Here is a 22,635-nt window from a genome sequence, read left to right as displayed (position 1 = left end):
CGGCTTGAAGCCCGCCATCCCGGCCCAATCTTGAACCCACCCCCGCGAGGAACCGCCGATGACCGCCTTCGATCTCTCTCCCCCAGCGACGCCCAGCGCGACGCCCTGGTGGCCGGCCTCAGCGCCGACGAACGCCGCGTGCTGCTTCAGCACGGCACTGAAGCGCCGTTCTGCGGCGTGTTCCTGGACAACAAGCAGGACGGCGTCTATGGCTGCCGCCTGTGTGGACTGCCGTTGTTCCGGTCCAGCACCAAATTCGACTCCGGCACTGGCTGGCCCAGCTTCTTCGCCCCGTTCGACCCGGCCCACGTGCGCGAGATCCGCGACATCAGCCACGGCATGGTCCGCACGGAAATCGTCTGCGCGCGGTGTGACAGCCATCTCGGCCATGTGTTCCCCGATGGCCCGCCGCCGACCCACGAGCGGCACTGCCTGAACTCGGTCTCGCTGTCGTTCACCCCGAACGGACAGGCGTATCCGGATCTGCTGCAGCGCGGCGGGGCCGAGGCGCAACCGGCCGGCTGAATCTGCAAAAGTGTGACATTGAGCGAACGGTCCCCTTCAGAAAACCGGGAACGGGGCCGACATGGAGGTATCCCCTACTCCGCGCCGGCCCCATGCTCATCATCGTTGGATTCCTCATCGTCATCATCAGCGTGCTCGGCGGCTACATCGGCGCGCACGGCAAGCTGGCTGCCTTATGGCAGCCCTATGAGCTGGTCATCATCGGCGGCGCGGCACTGGGCGCGTTCCTGGTCGGCACCCCGTTCAAGACCGTCAAGCAGACCCTGAAAGCCACCGTGGGCGTGTTCAAGGGCCCGGCCTACAAGCAGCAGGACTATATCGACGTCCTGAGCCTGCTCTACGAACTGCTCAACAAGGCCCGCCGCGAAGGCTTCATGGCGCTGGAAGACCATGTGGAGCGCCCGGCCGAAAGCAGCATCTTCGCCAACTACCCCAAGGTGCAGGCCGACCACCACCTGGTGGACTTCATCACCGACTGCCTGCGCCTGATGATCGGCAGCAACATCGAGCCGCACGAGCTGGAGCCGCTGCTGGAGCTGGAGCTGGAAAAGCACCATGCCGAAGCGATGCAGCCCTCGGCGGTGCTCAACAAGGTGTCCGACGGCCTGCCCGGTTTCGGCATCGTGGCCGCGGTGCTGGGCATCGTGATCACCATGGGCTCGATCGGCGGGGAAATCACCGAAGTGGGCGCGCACGTCGCCGGCGCGCTGGTCGGTACCTTCCTGGGCATCCTGCTGGCCTACGGTTTCGTCAGCCCGCTGGCCGCGGCGGTGGAAGCGCGCGCCGAGCAGGACAGCCGCATCTATGAGTCGGTGAAGACCGCGCTGCTGGCCTGCCTGCGCGGCTACAACCCGAAGATCGCGCTGGAGTTCGCCCGCAAGACCCTGCCCTCGAACGTGCGCCCGGGCTTCAGCGCCTTCGAGCAGCACCTCAAGACGGTCAAGTAAGGCACCCCCATGGCCGAGAACAAACCCACCGTCATCGTCCGCCGGGTCAAGAAGGCCGGCCACGCTGCCCACCATGGCGGCGCCTGGAAAGTGGCCTACGCCGACTTCGTCACCGCGATGATGGCGTTCTTCCTGGTGCTGTGGCTGATGGCGGCCACCACCAAGCCCGAGCGCGCGGCCATTTCCGAGTACTTCCGCAACCCCAGTCCGCTGGTTGGGCAGAGCTCCACCCCGGCGCCCGGCATGGCCGGTCCGGGCGGGGCCAGTACCTCGATGATCAAACTGGGCGGCGCCACCGACATCTCGCGCGGCAACAGCAACGACCCGTTCCAGTCCCAGCAGACCGCCAAGCCGATCCCGCAGACCGAACGCGAGCGCGAGCAGCAGCAACTGGAAGCGCTGAAACGGGAGCTGGAAGAGGCCATCAGCAAGAGCCAGGCGCTGGAGCCGTTCAAGGACCAGCTGCTGCTGGACCTGACCCCGGAAGGCCTGCGCATCCAGATCGTGGACAAGCAGAACCGCCCGATGTTCGACATGGGCAGCGCAGCGCTCAAGCCGTACACCCGCGAAATCCTGCGCGAGCTGTCGCAGTTCATCAACCACGTGCCGAACCGGATCAGCATCACCGGCCACACCGACACCACCGCTTACAACGCGGTGCACGGCTACAGCAACTGGGAGCTCAGCGCCGACCGCGCCAACGCCGCCCGGCGTGCGTTGCTGGACGGTGGCATGACCGAAGAGAAGGTGACCCGGGTGGTCGGCCTGTCCTCCTCGGTGCTGTTCGACAAGGCCCAGCCGGACAACCCGATCAACCGCCGCATCAGCATCGTGGTGATGACCAAGGCGGCCGAAGCGGCGGCCCTGGCCGGTGCCGGACAGGAAGTCGCGTTGTCACCCACCACCGGCGACGCCGACATCCACGCCGCACAGGCCCCGGCGGCGACGCCCTGACCGGGGGCCGGTCGGGGGTCGGTCAGTCGTGCGGGCCGGTCGGAGGGCCGCACGGCCGGTCGGTGCGCGCCACGTTCGGTTGATGCCTGCACGCCCAGACGATGCACGCCTCGCGCACTGGTAGGGTCGCGCCCCAGCCGACTGCACGCGCATGGGCAGCGTTCGATAGGGGCATGACCTTCAACGGAATGACCGCTTCCAGACGCCATGTCGTTGGAGGCCATGCGTCCCCGGGCGCGGACAGGCTACCGGCAGTCGGTTGGGACCCGACCCTACCGCGGTGGGCCGCATTCGATGGGGGCATGACCGCAATGGCCGACGTCTGCGGCCAACCCCCATTACAATGGGGTCTTTCCACGTACAGATAGATCCCACCATGTCCAAGCAGTCCAAGGCCAAGCGCGACAAGCGCAAGAAGCTGCAGCCCAAGCGCCCGATCAACCGCCTCAACGCCCAGCAGCAGGTGCAGAACCACGCCGTGCTGACCAACGAAGAGGGCCAGGTCGTGGCCGCGATCGGCCTGCAGGGCACCGAATGGCTGCTGGCCATCGGCGGCCAGACCATGGGCAACGCCGACAACCCGATCCCGATGCTGGCCATGCTCAAGCACCTGTCCAACGTGCAGGAAAAGGAAGGCCGCAAGGTCAACCTGGAATACTCGAGCCAGCTGCAGCAGCTGATCGACGACCTGGCCGCCGACGAAGGCAAGACCGCCGACGAGTACCTGACCCAGCTGGTGTCCGAGTTTGAAGGCGTGGAAGGCGAAGAAGGCGAAGAAGGCGAAGACGCCGAAACCGCCGAAACCGCTGCCGACGCCAGCGAAGACGCCCCGGTGGCAGACGAGGCCGGCACCGATGCCGCCGCCGACGCCACCCCGGCCGCCAGCGACGACAAGCCGCAGGCCTGAGCCACGGCAACCCGGTGACGGTCTATATCGACGATGCGGTCCACCCCTGGCGCGGCGAGCGCTGGGCGCATCTGATGGCCGACACCCTGCCCGAGCTGCACGCCATGGCGGCGCAGCTCGGGATTCCCCGGCGGGCATTCCAGAACCGCCCCAGCGGCGCGCATTACGACGTCCCCGCCCCGCTGCGCCTTCAGGCGATCGAACGCGGCGCACAGGCCATCTCGCGGCACACCGACCGCGCGCTGGTCAAAGCCGTCATCGCCAACGCCCGAAGCCAATACCAGGGGTAGGTGTCGACCGTTGGTCGGCACACCAGCACCCCTCAGAACGGGTCCGACCCCGGCCGCACTTCCACGCCCAGCAGCGAGCACAGCGCCAGCATGGCGTCATCGTCGCGGTTGAGCGCCATCCAGCCGGCCAGGCCGCCATTGCCCGTATCCACGCTCCACAGCGCGTAGTTGTGCTCGCGCAGGCGGTCGTGCGCGGTGGCCATCAGCGCCGGTGCATCGGTGGCGGCCGCGAAATCCTCATCGTCCAGGTCGCCACCCCAGTCCAGCTGCAGGTTCCAGCGCGCCGCCAGCTCATTGATCGCCGACACCAGCGCATCGGGGTCCTCACGGTCCACCTCGAACCCCGACTGCCAGGCAATGGCGGCCATCAGCGGCGGCAGCCAGTCGGCTTCCTCGTCGATCTCCTCGCCGCTTTCCAGCAGCGCCTCGCGCCAGCGGTTGAACTGCTGCAGCGCCAGCTCGTCATCGCCCGGGTTGATCAGCACGAACAGGTTCCAGATCCGCGCCTCGAAGTCGTCTTCGTCGAAATCGCGCTCGTCTTCTTCGAAGTCGAAATAATCGCTGTTGTCAGGCATGACCGGTATTTCCTTGAGGCAGGCGGGCATTCTGCCGTGCAGCGGCGTTGGCAGGAAGCGAAATTCGGCGTGGGCCGCGCCGCGGTTTATCCTGTGCGCCTGGAAGATGGCCGTGGTGGCCATCACAACTGAATGCCCATGAGCGATACCCCTCCCGATCACCTGGCGATCAACCCGACCAGCCCCTTCCACGATGCCGCCGCCCTGGAGCGCGGGGTGGGCATCCGTTTCAACGAGGTCGAGCGCGACAACGTTGAAGAGTATTCGGTCAGCGAAGGCTGGATCCGCGTGCAGGCCGGCAAGGCCCGCGACCGCCGTGGCAACCCGATGACCATCAAGATCAAGGGCACCGTGGTGGCGTATTACCTGGATCAGAAAACCGACGCGTGATCCGCGTTGATGGCCGGCCCCTCGCGGCCGGTCGCCGGGTAGAGCCACCCCATGGGTGGCTGTGTTCCGGGTCAGGCGTACCTCATGTACCCGGCATCGCGACAGCCACCCATGGGGTGGCCCTACCGGTCGAACGGGCCACGGTTCAATCGCGTTGGCGGGTTTCCAGCAGGTCCAGGTTGCGGATCAGCTTGCGCGAGACCTCGTCGGAAATGGTGCCGCGCCGGGTCAACCGGAACAGCTCCTCGCGCTCGGCGGTCAGCCCGGCGCCACGCAGCTGGCGGTAGCCCTGCTCCATGCGCTGCACCTTTTCCGGGTCCGCATCCGGGCCGTCGTCCTTCTCAAGATTGCGCTGGTACAGCAGGCTCACCCGTGAGGCGGCGTCGTTGTAGAGCTGCACGTTCTCGGTGGTCTGGTTCTGCACCAGCTGCTGGCGCATGCGCTCCACCCCGGCCAGCGCCGCCTTGGACGCCAGCCGCCGGGCCAGATCCTCGGCCTTGCGCTCGCCCGAATCGGCCGGCAGCTCCAGCCCCTTGAGCAACCGCGGCAATGCCACGCTGGCGCCCACCAGCGACACCAGGATCACCGCCGCCGCCAGGAAGATCACCAGATCGCGCGCCGGGAAGGCGCTGCCATCGGGCAGGAACAGTGGCAGGGTGAGCACGCCGGCCAGGGTGATCGCACCGCGCACGCCGGCCACCGAGGTGGCCACCACGATCCGCCACGACGTGCCCGGCCGCGCTTCACCGCGGTGGCGCGCCCGCAGCACGCTCCAGCGCAGCGACAGCCACACCCAGGCCAGGCGCAGCAGCACCAGCGCCAGGTTGATCACCACCACGTACACCAGCAGCCACCACGCGCTGTGGTGGCCGCTCTCGCTGACTGTCTTGATCGCACGTTCGACGATGCCCGGCAGCTGTTCGCCCAGCAGCACGAACATGATGCCGTTGAAGCTGAACTGCAGCATTCCCCACACGGCCGCGCGTTGCACGCGCATGCTGCCCGACACCCGGCCGGTGAGCTCGACGTAGCTCATGGTGATGCCCGCGGCCACCGCGGCCAGAATGCCCGACGCGTTGGCCTCTTCGGCCAGCAGGTAGGCGGCGAACGGAATCAGCAGGTTGACCAGCAGCGCTGCACCGGGCTCCTCGCCGAAGCGCCGCCACAGCCAGCGCTGGAAGGTCGACACGCCCAGGGTGACGGCCGCGCCGATCGCCACGCCGGCCAGCGCCACCCACAGGAAGGTGAGCGAAGCGGTGGCCAGCGAGAAGCTGCCGGTCATCACCGCGGCCACGGCAAAGCGGAAGCAGACCAGGCCGGACGCATCGTTCAACAACGACTCGCCTTCCAGGATGTGCATCAGCCGCTTTGGAATGGGCGCGCGCGCGGCGATCGACCCGACCGCCACCGGGTCGGTGGGCGAGATGATCGCCGCCAGGGCGAAGGCCACCGCCAGCGGCATCACCGGAATCATCCAGTGGATCAGGAAGCCGGCGCCGATCACGGTGAACACCACCAGGCCGAACGCCAGCTCCAGAATCACGCCCTTGTCGCGGAACAGGCCCTGCTTGGGAATGCGCCAGCCGTCCAGGAACAGCAGCGGCGGCAGGAACAGCAGGAAGAACATCTCCGGTTCCAGCGCGTGGCCACGGTTGAACACCCCGGCAATGACCGCGCCCAGGCCGATCTGCACCAACGGCAGCGGCAACGACAGCGGCAACACCCGGACCAGGTAGCCGCTGGCGACCACGGCCACCAGCATCGCCAGGACGACTTCAATGGTATGCATGCATTTTCCAGTGGACGGCGCGAGGGGGAGGCTGCGGGCAGCCAGGCGCCGGAAACTGCAAAAAAACTACCACACCCATCCACCTGCGCGAACGCCGGGCCTGCTGCGGCTCAGTGGCGGGACAGCAGCTCGCGCGCGGTCCACGCGTTGAAATCGGCCTGCATCGCAGCCGTCAGCGTGTGGTCGGCCGGGTAGCCGTGCAGTGCGTGATCCACACCCAGCGCCTGCAGACGCGCCGCGGCGGCGGTGGCCAGCGCGAACGGCAGCTTGCTGTCCTGCTCACCGTGCAGGATCAACCCGCGCACGCCACGCGTGGCGATGTCGGCGGGAACGTGCGGTGCGATCTCCGGCAGGATGCGCCCGGACAGGATCGCGAACCGGCGTGCCACCTGCGGCGCGGTGAGCGCCACGCTGGCACTCAGGATGCCGCCCTGGCTGAAGCCGGCCACCAGCGTGTGCGCGGCATCCACGCCGTGCTGTGCCTGCAGCGCGCGCACGTAGTCGATAAGCAGCAGACGGCTGGCTTCGGCCTGCGCCGGGTCGATCACCGGCCCCTGCGCGCCGAACTGCACGGTGAACCAGCCGAACGCATCCGCCCCGAACGCCAGCGGCGCGCGCGGCAGCACCACCTGCAGGCGCTTATCCAGCCCGTGCGCCAGTGCCTGCAGCGAACGCTCGTTGCTGCCCACGCCATGCAGCAGCACCACCAGCCCGTGCGCCGGGCCGGTGGCGGGGCGCGCCACGGCGTGCAGCGTGCTCATGCCGCAGTCCCGTCGAAGCGGTAGATGTCCATCGCCAGGAACCCCGCATCGATACCCGCATCGATGCGCTGCGCACCCAGCGTGTCACTCCCGGCAGCGCCCATGGCCACATGCAGCGGCTGCAGGTGCTCGTCGGTGGGGTGCGCCTGCGCTGCGTGTGGCGCGCGGGCACGGTAGTCGAGCAGCGCGGCGGTGTCGTCCTCCTGCAGGCGCTGTTCGACCCAGCCGATGAAGGGCCGCACGTAAGGCGCTTCCTTGCCGTCCTGGTAATTGCCCCAGTCGTGCAGGTTGTGGGTGATGCTGCCGGAGCCGATCACCAGCACGCCCTGCTCGCGCAGCGGTGCCAGCGCACGGCCCAGCGCGAACTGGTGGGCCGGCCCCAGCAGCGGCTGGATCGCCAGCGGCACCACCGGAATGTCGGCCTGCGGGTACAGGAAGCGCAGCGGCACCCAGGCGCCGTGGTCGAGGCCGCGTTTGGGGTCCAGCGCGGTCGGCAGCCCGGCCGCCGCCAGCCGCGCGGCGATCTCGTCGGCCAGGGCCGGGTCGCCCGGGGCCGGGTACTGCAGGTCGAACAGCGCCTGCGGGAAGCCGCCGAAATCGTGGATGGTGGGCGGTTGCGCGTGTGCGCCCACTGCCGGCTGGTGGGTCAGCCAGTGCGCCGAGGCCATCACGATGGCGCGCGGGCGCGGCAACTGCGCGGCCAGCGCCGCGAGGCGTTCGCCGACCAGACCGGGATGCAGCGCGGTCATCGGCGAACCATGGGAGATGTACAGCGAAGGCAGACGGGACATCACAGGCTCCAAGAAAGGATCAACGACGGTGCGGTGCTCAGCGCGAGGCGAGCGTCCACTTGCCATCGCCGATGCAGAACAGCACCAGCAGCGCCAGCGCCCAGAACGCCGGGTATTCCCAACCGCCCCCGGCATTGGCGAAGCTGAAGCCGTTGGCGCCGTGCACGCTCACGATGGTGCCCAGCAGCAGCGGCACGCCCAGCAGCCCCACCCACCGCGCGTACACGCCCAGCAGCAGCGCCGCGGCAAGAGTCAGCTCCAGCACGAGGGCGACGTAACCGAGGGCGCCGGGCAGGCCCAGCGACTGGAAGTACGCCGCGGTGCCGGCCGGGGTGAACACCAGCAGTTTGGTCAGGCCATGCACCAGGAACAGCACGCCCAGGCCCCAGCGCAGCAGGGTGGCGCCGACAGGGGCAAGCGCGGAAACACGGAGAGCGGTGGTAGGCATGGGACACCTCGCGGACTAGGATGGCGACAGGTTATTGCGCTCAGCCGTGGCGATAAATACGATCAGACGACGCTGTTTATTACAGGATCTGAAACAATGGATACCCTCGACGCGATGCGTGTGTTCGTGGCGGTGGTGGAACGCAACGGCTTCAGCGCGGCCGCCCAGGCCTTGGATATGTCCACCGCCGGGGTTACCCGGCAGATTGCCGCGCTGGAAAAGCGCCTGTCCACGCGCCTGCTCAACCGCACCACGCGCCGGGTAAGCCCCACCAGCACCGGCGCGGCCTACTACGCGCAATGCGTGCAACTGCTGGCCCAGTTCGACGCACTGGAAGCAGGCATCGGCGCGCAGGCGCTGGAACCGTCGGGGCTGCTGCGGGTCAACGCCCCGGTCAGCTACGGCATCGCCCGGCTGGGACCGCTGCTGGCCGGCTACCGCGCGCGCTACCCGCAGGTGCAGCTGGACCTGTCGCTGTCCGACCGCCTGGTGGACATGGTGGAAGAAGGCTACGACGTGGCCATCCGCATCACCCGCCAACCCAGCCCGGCGCTGATCGCACGCAAGCTGGCCGACACCCATATCACCCTGTGTGCCGCCCCTGCCTACCTGGACGCCCACGGCCGCCCGCAACAGCCCGACGACCTGTCCGACCACGAATGCCTGGGCTACAGCTACTGGGGCGGCGGCGACAGCTGGCAACTGCGCGGCCCGCGCGGCGAGGTGTCGGTGCCGGTGCACGGCGGCCTGCGCGCCAACAACGGCGACGTTCTGCGCGAGGCCGCGTTGGCCGGCATGGGCATCATCCTGCAGCCGGACTTCCTGATTGCCGACGCGCTGGCCGACGGCCGCCTGGAACGCCTGCTGCCGGAGTGGGAGATCGCGCCGATCAGCATCTTCGCCGTCTACACCAGCCGCAACCATCTGGCCCCGAAGGTGCGCAGCTTCATCGATTACCTGGTGGAGGCGTTGGGGTGACGGCGGGCGTTCGCGTGTAGAGCAGCCGGGCAGAGCCCGGCGCTACGGGTGACGGCGGCCGAACATACGCGTCGTGTGCTGGCAGCCGGGCTCTGCCCGGCTGCCTTGCATCAGGTGGCCTCGGCGGTTTCCAACCGCGCGATCACCTCGACCAGCGGCGAGGGGCGGCCCAGCAGGTAACCCTGCACCTGGTCGCAGCCGTGCGCGGCCAGCCACTGATGCTGGCCCGGCGTTTCCACGCCCTCGGCGATCACCGTCAGCCCCATGCTGTGGCCCAGCGACAACAGCGCGCGGCAGATCGACGCATTGCGCGGATTGGTTTCCACATCGGAAACGAAACTGCGGTCGATCTTCAGGATGTCCAGCGGCAGGTGCTGCAGGTAGGACATGTTGGAATACCCGGTGCCGAAGTCGTCCAGCGAAATGCACACGCCCTGCTCATGCAGCCGCTGCATCGTCTGCTTGGCCTGGGCCGGCTTGCGCATCAGGCTGCTCTCGGTCAGCTCCACCTGCAACGCGCCGCGCTCCAGCCCGAACTCCTGCGTTGCGCGTGCGAATTCGGCCACCAGGTCGCTGTTGAAGAACTGCACCGCCGACACGTTCACCGCGATCGGCAACGGCCAGCCTGCATCGGCCAACCGTCGCTGCGCCTGCGCCGCCGCCCGGATCACCCAGCGCCCCAACGCCAGGATCAACCCGGTGTCTTCGCACAACTGGATGAACTCGCCCGGCGGAATGAAACTGCCGTCGGCCTGCGGCCAGCGCAGCAATGCCTCCAACGCCGCCGGCGTGCCGTCGCTGGCGTGGCAGATCGGCTGGTAGTACAGCTCGAACTCGGTGTCGATCGCGCTGTGGATGCGCCCGGCCAGACGCAGCCGCTCGGCCAGCCGCGAACTCACCGTGGTGTCGAACCAGGCAATCACACTGCCCTCGTCACGGGCGGCGTGCGCGGCCTGTGCGGCCATGCCGATCAGCTGTTCGGCCGGCACGTTGTCACCCTCGAACTTCACCGCCACGCCGATCCGCGGCTCGAACTGGTGCAGCCAGTCCTGTCCGCGCACCGGCTCCGATACCGTCTGCACCAGCGTATCCAGCGCCGTCTGGCGCTCGTGGTCGTCGCGGATGGCGAAGATGAAATCTTCCGCCGGCTGGAATGCCAGCAGGCCATAGCGCGTGCCCAGCCCGCCGAGGCGCTTGGCCATGGCCTGCAGCACCACATCGCCCACTTCGCGGCCCAGCGTGTCGGCCACCAGCTGCAGCCCGCGGAACTGCACGTAGGCGATCGTGTAGCCGCCGCCCTCCTCGTCCAGCTGCGCGGCCAGCGCGCGCGTGTTGAGCAGGCCGGTGGCCGGGTTGTGGGTGGCGTGATACGCCAGGTCACGCTCGTAAGCCAGCCGCTCGCTGATGTCCTCGGCCAGCACCAGGCAGGCCTGGCGACCGTCGAAATCCAGCCGCGACAGATGCGCGCGCACCTCGAACAAGGTGCCGTCCTTGCGCCGGTGCACGCGTACCTGCGCGTCCTGGGCATCGCCGATGGTGGCGCGCGAAATCGCGCCGCGGATTTCGTCCCAGCCTTCGCGCGGGCGGATATCCAGGATGCTCATCGACAGGAACTCGTCGCGGCTGTAGCCGTACTGCTTCACCGCCGCCTCGTTGACCTCCATGAAGCGCAGTGTGTCCGGGTCGAACACCCAGAACGGGGCGGGATTGCGGTCGAACAGCAGCCGGAACTGGCGCTCGGCCTGCTGCACGCGGGCCAGCGCCTGCACGCGCTCGCTCACATCGGTGAGCGCGCCGATCATGTGCCGCTGCCGGTCCGCCACCGCCACCCGCTGGCCGCGCGCGGAAACCCAGCGCACCGTGCCACCGGGCAGCACCACCCGGAACATTTCATCCAGCACGCCGTTGCCGGCGAAGGCGTTGTCGAACGCCAGCTGCATGCGCTCGGCATCCTCGCGGTGCACCCGCGCGAAGAACGCGGCCACCGGCAAGCTTTCAGTCTCGATGCCGAAGATCTCCCGCGCCAGCGGCGACCAGCGCAGCTGCGAGGCATCCTCGTCCACATACCAGGTGCACACCTTGCCCACCTGGTGGGCCATCAGCAGCTCGGCGTGGCCGGTGCGCAGTTCCTCGGTGAGCGCATCCTGGCTGCGGGTGGCACGGCGCACGCTCACAAACACCAGCGCGAACACACCCCAGTACAACAAGTACAGCGCCACCGACGCCTGCACGTAGGGCCACCACGGGGCCAGCACGTCCGCGCGGCCCAACCCGGCGTACACCGCGATGGGGTACTGACCCAACGTGGTGAGCGTGGAAATCCGCTCGATGTTGTCGATGGCGCTGGTTTCAACGCCCAGCGGCACCACGGCGTCGCGGCGCAGCATCTCGCGCTTGCCGAGCCCGAAACGTTGCCCGGTGAGGCCCACGGTGTCCGGGCTGCGCGCCAGCACGTAGCCCTGCGCATCGGTGATCGATATGACGCCCTGGTCACCGGTGTCCATGCCGCCGATGATCGATTGCAGCTCACTGGTGTGCAGCCGGCTCAGCAGCCAGCGGTCGTCACCCATGCGCAACGCCAGCGGCAGCACCCAGCGCTGCGCATTGCGTTGCTGCGGCGGCCCCAGGTAGAGACGGCTGTCGCTGCCGCGATTGGTATCCACGGCCCACAGCGGCAGGTACAGGTCGCCGCTGCCACTGGTGAGTGCGCGGCCGTACTGGTCCACCACCACGATGCTGTCCAGCTCGGCATGCCGCTGCAGCACCCCGCCGATGGCGTCGTCCAGCAGGTCCGGCGCCTGCGTCGGGACCCGCTCGAACAGCAATGCGCCGTCCTCGGCGATGCCCAGCATGGCCCGTTCCAGGTTGCGCAGCTCCAGCCGCAACAGGCGCTGCGAGCCGGTGGCCAACGCCGCGCTCTGGCGCTGCGCGGCTTCCTGGCGGCGCTGGTAATCGTTGGCCAGCGTCAGCGCCAGCCCAACGGCCAGCAGCACGCCCAGGCTCACGCCCAGCCACACGATCGTGCGCAATGGCCGCGCCAAGGCGCGGTTCAACGCGGGCATTGCCGACCTCTCCCGCTGCGATGGGCTGACTTCATGCGTAAACGCTTCCTGGTTTCCCCAAACCTGAGCGGCCGAAGCCCGGGATTCTTGACCTCTGCGTCGCCCCGCCGTGCCTGCACGCGGGCGCGCCCCGAATCCTGTCTGCCAGCATGCACCAGCGCGTGCAGCACGGGAAGAGCCACGGCAGCGGGCGGCGTGGAAAACGGCCACGCTTGGCACAGCCAGGCACGGCTGCAGCGGCAACCCACCCCGTCCCCGGGGGATTAGACTTGGGGTTTCCCCGTTGCCTGAGAAGTCCATGTCCATGCTGCGCCGCCCTACCCTGATGCTTGCCATCGCCGCCAGCCTGTCGCTGGGCCTGAGCGCCTGCGACCGTGAGCCGGCCGCCCCCGTCGCCACCGCGCCGGACAGCCCCGCCGCGGCGCCGGCCGCGCCCAAGCCGCAGCTGGGCAGCTTCGGCTTCGATGCGACCGGCATGGACCGCAGCGTCGCCGCCGGTGACGACTTCTTCGGCTTTGCCAACGGCAGCTGGGTGAAGAACACCGAGATCCCGGCCGACCGCTCCAGCTACGGCAGCTTCAATGTCATTGCCGAGAAGACCCTGGCCGACACCCGCGCCATCCTCGAAGGCGCCGCCGCCGACACCAAGGCCAGTGGCGAGGCCAAGCTGATTGGCGATTACTACGCCGCATTCATGGACGAAGCCGGCATCGAGTCGCGTGGCGTGGCCGCGGTGAAGCCGGAACTGGACGCGATCGGCGGCATCGCCGACAAGGCCGCGCTGGCCACCACCCTGGGTGGCACCCTGCGCGCCGACGTCGACCTGCTGAATGCGACCAACTTCTACACCGACCGCCTGTTCGGCGTATGGGTGTCGGTGGACCTGCTGCAGCCGGACCGCAATGCGCCGTACCTGGTGCAGGGTGGCCTGGGCCTGCCCGACCGCGACTTCTACCTGCAGGGCGGCCGCATGGCCGAGCTGCGCAAGCAGTACCAGGCCTACATCGCCCAGGTGCTGCAGTTGGCCGGCGTTGCCGACCCGGCGGCCAAGGCGCAGCGCATCCTGGCGCTGGAGACCAAGATCGCCCAGGCCCACGCCACCCAGGAAGAAACCAATGATGTGGCCAAGGGCGCCAATGCCTGGAAGCAGGCCGACCTGAACGCCAAGGCGCCGGGCATGGACTGGGCCGCGTTCCTGGCCGGTGCAAAGCTGGGCGAGCAGCAGGACTTCATCGTGTGGCAGCCCAAGGCCGTGGCCGGCATCTCGCGCCTGGTGGCCACCGAGCCGCTGGATGTGTGGAAGGACTACCTGGCCTTCCACGCGCTGGACCGTGCCGCGCCGTACCTGCCCAATACCTTCGCCGATGCGCGCTTCGCCTTCCACGGCACCACCTTGAACGGCACCCCGCAGCAGAGCGAACGCTGGAAGCGCGCGGTGGATGACAGCAACCACGCCGTCGGCGAGGCCATCGGCAAGCTGTATGTGGAACGCCACTTCGACCCGGCCACCAAGGCCCGCGCCGATGAGATGGCCAAGAACATCATCGCTGCCTTCGCCAAGCGCATCGACGCGCTGGCGTGGATGTCGCCGCAGACCAAGGCGCATGCCAAGGCCAAGGTGGCCGGGCTGACCGTGGGCATGGGCTACCCGGACACCTGGCGCGACTACAGCGGCCTGGAGATCAAGCGCGACGACGCACTGGGCAATGCCGAGCGCGCCGAGCAGTTCGAGTACCAGCGCAACATTGCCAAGCTGGGCAAGCCGGTCGACCACGGCGAATGGGCGATGCTGCCGCAGACCATCAACGCGATGAATGTGCCGCTGGAAAACCGCCTGGTGTTCCCGGCCGCGATCCTGCAGCCGCCGTTCTTCGATGGTGCTGCCGACGACGCGGTGAACTACGGCGCGATCGGTGCGGTGATCGGCCATGAGATCAGCCACGGCTTCGACAATGCCGGTGCGCTGTTCGATGAAACCGGCAAGCTGCACAACTGGTGGACGGCCGATGACCTGAAGAAGTTCAACGCCGCCGGCGATGCGCTGGCCGCGCAGTTCAGCAGCTACCAGCCGTTCCCGGGCGTGTCGGTCAACGGCCGCCTGACCCTGGGCGAGAACATCGCCGACGTGGCCGGCCTGGCCACCGCCTACGACGCCTACCAGCTGTCGCTGCAGGGCAAGCCGGGCCAGACCCTGGAAGGCTTCAGCCCGGACCAGCGGTTCTTCCTGGGCTTTGCCCAGGCCTGGCGCAGCAAGGCGCGCGAGCAGGCCCTGCGCAACTCGCTGCTGACCAACGTGCACGCACCGGGCCAGTTCCGCGCGCTCACCGTGCGCAACCTGGACGCGTGGTACCCGGCGTTCGAGGTCAAGGAAGGCCAGAAGCTGTACCTGGCCCCGGACAAGCGGGTCAAGGTGTGGTGATCGGTGTCACCGCGCGACGGTGACACCTGAAAACGGGCGCTTCGGCGCCCGTTTTCGCGTCTGGGGGCGCGGTGAACAGCCGGCGCGCATCGGCGTGGTGTTGAACGCCCGGTAGAGCCGACCGTTGGTCGGCTGCCCTCCGCGACACCCCACGCACACCCGCACGCCAATCCGGGCCGTGCGGCGATGGCGCAGCCGACCAACGGTCGGCTCTACGGGGGAGGCCACTCGGCCAGCACGCTGGCCGGCAGGCCCATCCGCGCGCAGGCACGCGGGGCCAGACCATCCTGCAGCGCGCGCCGGAACAACGGCGTCATCGCGCGCAGCACGCGGGCGGACGTGCGTGCCTGCGCGCGTTGCATTGCCGTGCGTTCCAGCATCGCCTCGGCCCAGTCCGGCAACAACGCCGCGCCCGCGCCCAGGAACAGCTCACGCGACAATCCGGCCATCGGCACCGGCAGGCGGATGCCCGACAACACCCCCAGCACTTCGCGCGAGCGCGCATCGAACCGAAGCTGCGGCAGCTGCCGGGCGAAGTACGCGTCCACCTCCGCCTCAGACGCGGGCACCTGGGTGGCGCCCAGTGCCTCGGCAACGCGCTTGTACTCGCGGTAATACTGGTCGGCCACCGCACCGGGCACCTCGCGGCAGTAGCGCCGGCAGCCTTGCAGGAAACCGTAGGCCTCGGTCACGTGGACCCAGGTGAGCAGGGCCGGATCATCGGCTGAATACGCGCGGCCGTCGGCACTGTGCCCGCGCACCTGCGCGTGAATGCGCGTGACCTTGGCCACCAGCGCATCCACTTCGGCGCTGGGCGCATAGGTGGTGCCGGCCACGAAGGCCGTGGTGCGACGCAGCCGCCCGACCAGATCGTCGCGGAAGTTGGAGTGGTCGTACACCCCGGCCAGGGCCAGCGGGTGCAGGGTCTGCAGCATCAAGGCGCACAGGCCGCCGGCGAGCATCCCGGGGAATTCCGAATGCACCCGCCAGGTCGCGCTGTGCGGCCCGAACCAGCCGGGGTCGCCCTGCGGATGGTCGTACTCGATGCCGCTCTGGCCGCGGGGGAAGGCGCCCAGCACCCAACGCCGGATGGGCGCGGTGACAGGCTGGGAAAGACGGTGCAGCAACGGCGGCATCTCGGGGGTCCAATCGGGCGGAGGCGACGGCAGTCTGCGCGGTCGGGGCCGATTCTGGCCGATCCCGGCGCCCCCGGGGAGCTCCTGCGCTTAACCGGCGTTCGATGTGCAGGTGCAGCACGATTTTACCTGCGACATCTTGTCGCACGCTGCGATGGCGATGATGCACCGCATCAGGCCACCCGCATTCAGAAATATCAGCCCGGTGGCTTCGCATTTCCCCCATTGCACGACCCGCTGGAAGTGCTAGAACTGAATCCGCCTCACGTTCGTCCAATGCGCTGCCGCACGTTCCAGAAGGAGCACGTCATGATCGCTTTGTTCAAGGGTTTGGGTTTGCTGTTGCAGGACAACGAGCTGTACAACAGCCCGTTCGAAAAACAGGTCGCGCATTGGCGTAACAAGAGCGAGCAGCAGATCCGCGAGGAAGTGGCGGTGCTGGCCAAGGCCAAGGGCCAGTGGCTGATGGCCTCGATCGTCGGCTGGCAGGCCGCTTCGCTGCTGATCCTGGGCCTGATCTCCAACTATCTGTGGAAGGACGATTTCCATATCACCTTCACCCGCGTGGTGATCGTGTTCGGCTCGTGGATTTCCATCCTGTTCGTGATCTGGTTCATGGCCAACATGTTCGACCACACGGCCGGTTTCGAGCGCTGGATGAAGGCCTTCAACAGCCGCGCCCGCATCACCTCCGACGCCGACAGCGTGGAATGCGTGGCCGAAGCGCTGGACATGGCCCAGCACTATCCCGACGTGCTGGACTACAAGCAGGCCGTCACCGCGCGCCGCGAGCTTCGCCACGAAGACATCCGCATCATGCGCGAGATCGGTCGGATGCAGCAGCACACCGAGCTGGTGGGCCAGCTCAACCATGTGGGCGAGCAGGACAACCGCAGCAACCTGCACCTGCAACCCGCATTCTGACCAACCCGGAAAGTGGGGGGAGCCACAATGCCACCGTGATCACTCACGGTGGCATTGTTCTTTGGGCTGCTCGCTGACGCACTGGTTGAAGCCGGTGGGCAGCCCGGCCATCTGTTCGGTCTTGCCGACCGCCACCGCCAGCCGGTGCAGCGGCGGTTTGGTGCACGCCGCGTCCTTGCTGCAGGTGGGATCAAGCAGCAGGTAGTGGCAGGTTCCACTGCTGCTGGCGATGCACTCGAAGTGCGCCACGCCGGCCACCAGGGTGCTCTTGCTGTACAGCGCATCCACGCCGTTGGCACGGATGCGGGTCACCGAGGTGTTGCTGGACTGCTGGCACCCGGCCAGCAGCACTACGGCGACGCACAGGGGCAGGAAAGTACGCATGATCACTCCAGGAAAAATGAGGGCCTGCTCCGGCTACATGCCCCGGAACAGGCTCATGAACGGTTGACTGACATTGAGTACTTCGGCCCGGTGTTTCAGACGCAGCTGGCCGCGCCCGGTATCGTCGCGGCTCACCGCCGCCACCGCTTTCATGTTCACGATGGTGGAACGATGCACCTGGCGGAAGCGCTGCGGGTCCAGCACGTCCAGCAGCTCGCGCAGCGGCGTGCGCAGCAGGCTTTCGCCCTGCTCGGTGACCACCGTGGTGTACTTGCTGTCGGCACGGAAATACAGCACGTCTTCGAGCATGATCAACTGGGTGTCGCGCCCGTTGCTGGCGGTGATCCAGGCCAACGGCGGCGCGCTGCTGGGCGCGCTGCCGCCCTGCCCCAGACGCTGCAGCAGCTGCTCCAGCATCGCGTTGTCCGGCCGGCCCTGCTGCATGCGCGCCAGGATGCGCTCGCGCGTGGCCAGCAGGCGCTCATCGCTGACCGGCTTGAGCAGGTAGTCCATCGCGCCCTGTTCGAAGGCGTCGATGGCGTACTGGTCGTAGGCGGTCACGAACACCACCTGGGTGCGCGGGCTGATCTCGGGCAGCGCACGTGCCACGTCGATGCCGGTGATGCCGGGCATGCGGATGTCCAGGAAGGCCAGGTCCGGCTTCAACTCGGCCAGCCGTTCCAGCGCGCACGCACCGTCTTCGCATTCGGCCACCAGCCGCAGCTCCGGCCACAGCCGTTGCAGCTGCGCCACCAGCGACTGCCGCAGCAGGTCTTCGTCTTCGGCGATCAGGGCATCAAGCTGCATGGACGGCCTCGCGCGCATCGCGCGGCAGGGTGATGGTGGCGGCGACGCCGCTGGGGAAGTTGGACACGATGGCGACGCCGGCGCGGTCGCCGCAGGTCAGACGCAGGCGTTCGCGCAGGTTCTTCAAGCCGATGCCGGTGCCGCTGGTGCCCTGGCCGAACCCCAGCCCGTCGTCGGCAACGGTGAGGGTGACATGGTCATCGAAGGCGCGCGCGATGATCCACACCGTGCCGCCACCCGGCTTGGGTTCCAGGCCATGCTTGATGGCGTTTTCCACCAGCGTCTGCAGCGCCATCGACGGCAGCGGCAAGCCGGTCAGTGCCGGCGGCACGTCAACCTGCAGCGCCAGCCGCGCGCCCATGCGGATCTTGAGGATTTCCAGGTAGGCCTGGGTGCGTTCCAGCTCCACGCCCAGCGTGGACATGGACTCCTCCACGCTGGGCAGCGAGCTGCGCAGGTACTGGATGAGATGCCCCAGCATCTGGTCGGCGCGCGGCGGGTCGGTGCGGGTCAGCACCTGTGCGTTGGCCAGCGTGTTGTACAGGAAATGCGGTTCCACCTGGGCATGCAGCAGGTTGAGCTTGGCTACCGACAGTTCCTTCTCGGTGGCGGTCTGTTCGGCCGCGGCCTGTTCGTCGCGGCGCTGCTCGGACACCCGCCGGGTGATGGCGCGGGTAACCGCTTCGGCATTCTCGAAATTACTGCCCTCATCCACGGCCAGCAGATCGGCCCAGACCCCCGCGTCGGGTTCGAACAGCAGGGTCACGCTGCTGGTGCCCTGCCCCGGGGTGACCGTGGCCAGCACGCTGTTGCGACGGATCGCCAGCCGCGCCGGCAGGTTCCAGCGCGAGGGCGGGCGGCCGTTGTAGGGATCCACGCGACGTACGTAGGCGCGCACCTGCAGGCTGCCGGCGGCGCTTTCGATGTCCTCCACGCGGGGCAACTCGGCGATGGCCTTTTCCAGCAGCGCGAAGGCCGGGCCGGCATCCATCGGCAGTTCGATCTGGCGGCGCTGGCGGCTGGACAGGGTGGTGCCGTCCAGGCGCCCGGCGATCAACCAGACCCGGCGGATGTGGGTGATGCAGCTGCCGATGGCGGTGACCGCCAGGAACATGGCCAGCAGACCGAAGACCCAACCGGGGCCATCGTCCATGCCGCTGAAGATGCCACTCCAGACGAAGCCGGCCACGATGATGGCGACGGCCCAGGCCAACAGGATGCGAAGGATCAGTGCGAGGCTGGCGAACACGGCGGCGTCTTCACGATGGGATGGGCCGAGCATAGCCCTGCCGCCGGCCAGGACAAGCGGCATGCGACGAAGGCGGGGAATGGGGGGATGAAGCCGCGCTCTGCCCGGATAACGTAACGCCCGGGGTGTCCCCACCGGCGTTGTGCCGGTGGGGACGGTGGGTCACTTGCGCTCGGCGGCGCTGGCTTCACGCGGGGCGCGGAACTGGGAATCGGCGCTCCAGTTCGGCCAGGCGCGGGAATTGGCCAGCTGGTTGCCCAGCGTGTACAGCACCTCCAGGTCGCGCGAGGCACCGGCGAAGGTCCAGTCCGGCTGCCACTGATCGCCCTGCTGGTGGTAGCGCTTGGCGGTGTAGTCGTCCGAAGCGGCCTTGCCGGCCGCCACGCCGCCGTTCACCCAATCCTGGCCGGCCGAGTAGGACACCGCCGGCACGCCGCGCTTGGCGAACGGGAAGTGATCCGAGCGGAAGAACAGGCCGGCCTCCGGCTTCGGGTCCGGGGTGTAGCGGATGTCCCAGCCCTTGGCCACGTCCTTGAGCTGGTCCAGCAGTTCCAGCTTGGCCGACCCGTAGATGCCGAAATCACGCGACGGCCCGAACGGCGCCATGCCGTCCATGTTGATCACCGCCACGGTCTTGCTCAGCGGATACAGCGGGTGGCTGGCGTAGTACTCCGAGCCCAGCAGGCCCTTTTCCTCGGCGGTGACGGCCAGGAACAGCACCGAACGCTCCGGGCGCTTGCCCTTGGCAAACCCGCGCGCCAGTTCGATCAGCGAGGCGGTGCCGCTGGCGTTGTCGAGGGCGCCGTTGAAGATGGTGTCGCCGTTGGCGTCGGGCTTGCCCACGCCGATGTGGTCCCAGTGCGCGCTGTACACCACGGTCTCGTCCGGATGCGTGCGGCCTTCCAGGCGCGCGGCCACGTTGTGCGAGGTGATGACCTCGGTCTTGACCGCGTACTTGGCCGAGAAGGTTTCGCCCTTCAGTTCCACCGGCTTGAAATCGCGGGTCTGCGCCTGGCGCTTGAGCGCCTCGAAATCGAGCCCGGCGCGCTTGAACAGGTCCACCGCCAGATCGCGCTGGATCCAGCCTTCCAGCAGCGGGTGTGCGTCGGCCGGATTGTCACGGACCACGTCGAACATGGTGTTGGTGTTGGAGCCGGCCACGGTGGCCCAGCCGTACGACGCTGGTGCCGTCTCGTGCACGATCAGCACGCCGAGGGCGCCCTGGCGCGCGCCTTCTTCGTACTTGTAGGTCCAGCGACCGTAATAGGTCATGCCCTTGCCGTCGAAGTCGCCCTGGCCGCTTTCAAAGTCCGGGTCGTTGATCAGCACCACGGCGATCTTGCCCTTCAGGTCCACGCCCTTGAAGTCGTCCCAGTTGCGCTCGCCGGCCTTGACGCCGTAGCCGAGGAAGACCAGCGGCGCGTTCTTGATGTCCACGTTGCTGGCACCGTTCATCGCCGCGCGCACGGCGATTTCCTTGCCCTGGCTCAGGGCCTGCGGCGTGCCTTTGCTGCTCAGCGACAGGCTCGGCGCACCGACGATATCGCCCTTGAGCAGCGGCACGGCCTGGGTCCACAGACGCTTGCCGTCCTTGAGGTCGCCGCCCGGCTGCAGCCCGGCTGCTGCGAACTGCTTGCTCAGGAAGGCCACGGTTTTCTCTTCACCGGCGGTGGCCGGGGAGCGGCCTTCGTAGGCGTCGGAGGCCAGTTCCTTGACGTCCGCGGAGATCCGCGCCCCGTCGAATTTGGGCGTTGCCGCCATCAGGGCGCCGGACACCGACAGGGCCAGCACGCTCAGTACTACTCGTTTCATCGCTCTCTCCACAGCCAGGACCACGAAACCCCAAGTGTAGGCGAAGTAGAGCGGGGCTCTGCCCCGCTGCCATAGCCCGTAACAGCCGCCCGTAGAGCGGGGCTCTGCCCCGCTGCCTCGACCGCACCGCGCAATGCACAGCAGCCGGGCAGAGCCCGGCTCTACCGCGGTGGGGCCGCGCGACGCAACAGCCGTCCGACGGTGTGCCGCAGCCGGCGTTACGCCACCGGAACAGCCTGCGCCCGTGCCAGCAGCACCGCCTGCTCGCGGGCGTTGGCGGTGAGGCTGGCGGCGCGCAGGAACGCGGCGCGCGCTTCATCGCCGCGCCCGAGCTGCAGCAGCAGGTCGCCCTGCACCGCCGCCAGCGGGGCATAGCCCTGCAGGCGCGGGTCCTGCGCGAGCTGCTCCACCAGCGGCCATGCCGCGGCCGCGCCCTGCGCGCGCGATACGGCGACCGCCCGGTTCAATTCGATCACCGGCGACGGCTGCTGCACAGCCAGCCGTTGGTACAGCGCCGCCATCGCCGCCCAGTCGGTGTCCTGGACGCGACGCGCGCGGGCATGGCAATCGGCGATTGCCGCCTGCAGCACATAGGGATCATCGCTGCCGCCCAGCGCCATCGCCTGGGCCAGCGCGGCCTGCCCACGCGCGATCTGCAGCCAGTCCCAGCGCGCACGGTCCTGTTCGGGCAGCAGGATCGGCGTGCCGTGCGCATCCACCCGCGCCGCCGCGCGCGAGGCCTGCAGTTCCATCAGCGCCAGCAGCCCGTGCACCTGCGGCCACGCCGGCAACCGGCTGGCCAACACCCGCCCCAGCCGCAGGGCTTCCTCACACAGCGCCGGACGCATCCAGTCGTCGCCCACGCTGGCGGTGTAGCCCTCGTTGAACACCAGGTAGACCACCTCCAGCACCGACTCCAGCCGTTCCGGCAACGCCGCCTGGCGCGGCACTTCGAAGGCCACCTGCTTGCTGGCCAGGGTGCGCTTGGCACGCACGATGCGCTGGGCGATGGTCGGTTCGGGCTGCAGGAACGCCCGCGCGATCTCGTCGGTCGTCAGCCCGCCCAGCAGGCGCAACGTCAGCGCTACCCGCGCATCGGCCGACAGCACCGGGTGGCAGGCCACGAACATCAGGCGCAACAGGTCATCGCCGATGTCGTCCTGCAGCGCATCGCTGTCGTCGGGCAGCGGCAACGGCTGCGGCTCCAGTTCGCTGCCCCACAGCGCATGCTGGCCGGCCACGCGCTGGTGCTGACGCAACACGTCGATGGCGCGATTGCGTGCGGTGGTCATCAGCCACGCTCCCGGGTTGTCCGGAACCCCCTGCGTCGGCCAACGCTCCAGCGCGGCCAGCCAGGTGTCCTGGGCCAGTTCTTCGGCACGCCCCACGTCGCCGCGCAGCATCCGCGCCAGGCGTGCGATCAGGGCCGGCGACTCCATGCGCCAGAGGGTGTCCAAGCGGTGCGACAAGGCGTTTTCCATGCGGGC

Annotated in this window: 20 protein-coding genes and 1 pseudogene; 9 read left to right on the top strand and 12 right to left on the bottom strand. The window is 68.4% G+C overall.

Going from position 1 to position 22,635, the window contains the following annotated elements; translation table 11 throughout:
- Positions 1–58: 58 nt before the first annotated feature.
- The 5 genes and pseudogenes from msrB (at position 59) to ACZ0AE_RS02295 (ending at position 3,623) form a co-directional block, all read left to right on the top strand.
- Positions 59–525, top strand: a pseudogene (msrB, locus tag ACZ0AE_RS02315) (peptide-methionine (R)-S-oxide reductase MsrB).
- A 92-nt stretch (positions 526–617) separates the two neighbouring features.
- A complete protein-coding gene (motA, locus tag ACZ0AE_RS02310) occupies positions 618–1,472 on the top strand; it encodes a flagellar motor stator protein MotA (protein ID WP_038690720.1) in 855 nt (284 codons plus the stop codon).
- Positions 1,473–1,481: 9 nt separating this feature from the next.
- Positions 1,482–2,426 (top strand): flagellar motor protein MotB, encoded by a 945-nt coding sequence (gene motB, locus ACZ0AE_RS02305; RefSeq protein WP_038690722.1) that lies wholly within the window; start codon positions 1,482–1,484, stop codon positions 2,424–2,426.
- A 376-nt stretch (positions 2,427–2,802) separates the two neighbouring features.
- Positions 2,803–3,333 (top strand): hypothetical protein, encoded by a 531-nt coding sequence (locus ACZ0AE_RS02300; RefSeq protein ID WP_463600298.1) that lies wholly within the window; start codon positions 2,803–2,805, stop codon positions 3,331–3,333.
- Positions 3,334–3,347: 14 nt separating this feature from the next.
- Positions 3,348–3,623: a DUF4031 domain-containing protein gene (locus ACZ0AE_RS02295; RefSeq protein WP_038690726.1), complete on the top strand. Its 276-nt coding sequence runs from the start codon at positions 3,348–3,350 to the stop codon at positions 3,621–3,623.
- Between the two features lie 32 nt (positions 3,624–3,655).
- Here the strand turns inward: ACZ0AE_RS02295 and ACZ0AE_RS02290 are convergent, their stop codons facing one another.
- Complete coding sequence (locus ACZ0AE_RS02290; RefSeq protein WP_038692549.1) at positions 3,656–4,198, bottom strand: DUF6630 family protein; 543 nt, start codon at positions 4,196–4,198, stop codon at positions 3,656–3,658.
- A gap of 138 nt (positions 4,199–4,336) precedes the next feature.
- On the opposite strand from ACZ0AE_RS02290, the gene ACZ0AE_RS02285 reads away from it, so the two are divergent.
- Entirely contained in the window at positions 4,337–4,588 is a 252-nt protein-coding gene (locus tag ACZ0AE_RS02285; protein WP_038690728.1) for a DUF3297 family protein, read from the top strand.
- Positions 4,589–4,733: 145 nt separating this feature from the next.
- On the opposite strand, the gene ACZ0AE_RS02280 is transcribed toward ACZ0AE_RS02285, so the two are convergent.
- The 4 genes from ACZ0AE_RS02280 to ACZ0AE_RS02265 form a co-directional block, all read right to left on the bottom strand.
- Positions 4,734–6,377, bottom strand: a complete 1,644-nt coding sequence (locus ACZ0AE_RS02280) for a Na+/H+ antiporter (RefSeq protein ID WP_038690730.1) — start codon at positions 6,375–6,377, stop codon at positions 4,734–4,736.
- Positions 6,378–6,487: 110 nt separating this feature from the next.
- Complete coding sequence (locus tag ACZ0AE_RS02275) at positions 6,488–7,138, bottom strand: alpha/beta hydrolase (protein ID WP_463600297.1); 651 nt, start codon at positions 7,136–7,138, stop codon at positions 6,488–6,490.
- Entirely contained in the window at positions 7,135–7,929 is a 795-nt protein-coding gene (locus tag ACZ0AE_RS02270; protein ID WP_463600296.1) for a dioxygenase family protein, read from the bottom strand. The genes ACZ0AE_RS02275 and ACZ0AE_RS02270 overlap by 4 nt, the downstream gene beginning before the upstream one ends.
- 37 nt (positions 7,930–7,966) lie before the next feature.
- Positions 7,967–8,377: a DoxX family protein gene (locus tag ACZ0AE_RS02265; protein WP_137191163.1), complete on the bottom strand. Its 411-nt coding sequence runs from the start codon at positions 8,375–8,377 to the stop codon at positions 7,967–7,969.
- A 96-nt stretch (positions 8,378–8,473) separates the two neighbouring features.
- On the opposite strand from ACZ0AE_RS02265, the gene ACZ0AE_RS02260 reads away from it, so the two are divergent.
- The gene (locus ACZ0AE_RS02260; protein WP_463600295.1) at positions 8,474–9,355 is read left to right on the top strand and encodes a LysR family transcriptional regulator; all 882 of its coding nucleotides are present in this window, start codon (positions 8,474–8,476) and stop codon (positions 9,353–9,355) included.
- Between the two features lie 110 nt (positions 9,356–9,465).
- Here the strand turns inward: ACZ0AE_RS02260 and ACZ0AE_RS02255 are convergent, their stop codons facing one another.
- Positions 9,466–12,417, bottom strand: a complete 2,952-nt coding sequence (locus ACZ0AE_RS02255) for a bifunctional diguanylate cyclase/phosphodiesterase (RefSeq protein WP_463600294.1) — start codon at positions 12,415–12,417, stop codon at positions 9,466–9,468.
- Between the two features lie 298 nt (positions 12,418–12,715).
- On the opposite strand from ACZ0AE_RS02255, the gene ACZ0AE_RS02250 reads away from it, so the two are divergent.
- Complete coding sequence (locus tag ACZ0AE_RS02250) at positions 12,716–14,836, top strand: M13 family metallopeptidase (protein ID WP_463600293.1); 2,121 nt, start codon at positions 12,716–12,718, stop codon at positions 14,834–14,836.
- 212 nt (positions 14,837–15,048) lie between these two features.
- On the opposite strand, the gene ACZ0AE_RS02245 is transcribed toward ACZ0AE_RS02250, so the two are convergent.
- A complete protein-coding gene (locus tag ACZ0AE_RS02245; RefSeq protein ID WP_448132937.1) occupies positions 15,049–15,972 on the bottom strand; it encodes an oxygenase MpaB family protein in 924 nt (307 codons plus the stop codon).
- Positions 15,973–16,281: 309 nt separating this feature from the next.
- On the opposite strand from ACZ0AE_RS02245, the gene ACZ0AE_RS02240 reads away from it, so the two are divergent.
- Positions 16,282–16,896 carry a hypothetical protein gene (locus ACZ0AE_RS02240; protein WP_038692551.1) on the top strand — a complete coding sequence of 205 codons (615 nt, stop codon included), beginning with the start codon at positions 16,282–16,284 and terminating at the stop codon, positions 16,894–16,896.
- A gap of 39 nt (positions 16,897–16,935) precedes the next feature.
- Here ACZ0AE_RS02240 and ACZ0AE_RS02235 read toward each other — a convergent pair whose 3' ends face one another.
- The 5 genes from ACZ0AE_RS02235 to ACZ0AE_RS02215 form a co-directional block, all read right to left on the bottom strand.
- A complete protein-coding gene (locus ACZ0AE_RS02235) occupies positions 16,936–17,280 on the bottom strand; it encodes a hypothetical protein (protein WP_463600292.1) in 345 nt (114 codons plus the stop codon).
- Positions 17,281–17,313: 33 nt separating this feature from the next.
- Positions 17,314–18,087, bottom strand: coding sequence for a LytR/AlgR family response regulator transcription factor (locus ACZ0AE_RS02230; RefSeq protein ID WP_038690746.1), 774 nt, complete (start codon positions 18,085–18,087; stop codon positions 17,314–17,316).
- A complete protein-coding gene (locus ACZ0AE_RS02225) occupies positions 18,077–19,336 on the bottom strand; it encodes a sensor histidine kinase (protein WP_038692555.1) in 1,260 nt (419 codons plus the stop codon). The genes ACZ0AE_RS02230 and ACZ0AE_RS02225 overlap by 11 nt, the downstream gene beginning before the upstream one ends.
- A gap of 162 nt (positions 19,337–19,498) precedes the next feature.
- On the bottom strand, positions 19,499–21,148 hold the full coding sequence (locus ACZ0AE_RS02220; protein ID WP_038690748.1) for a M28 family metallopeptidase: 1,650 nt from the start codon (positions 21,146–21,148) through the stop codon (positions 19,499–19,501).
- A 218-nt stretch (positions 21,149–21,366) separates the two neighbouring features.
- Entirely contained in the window at positions 21,367–22,629 is a 1,263-nt protein-coding gene (locus ACZ0AE_RS02215; RefSeq protein ID WP_463600291.1) for an RNA polymerase sigma factor, read from the bottom strand.
- Positions 22,630–22,635 lie beyond the last annotated feature (6 nt).

This window comes from Stenotrophomonas sp. AC248, assembly GCF_979258185.1.
Note: the sequence above shows the minus strand (reverse complement) of the source record. Positions and strands in the feature narration are given on the sequence as shown.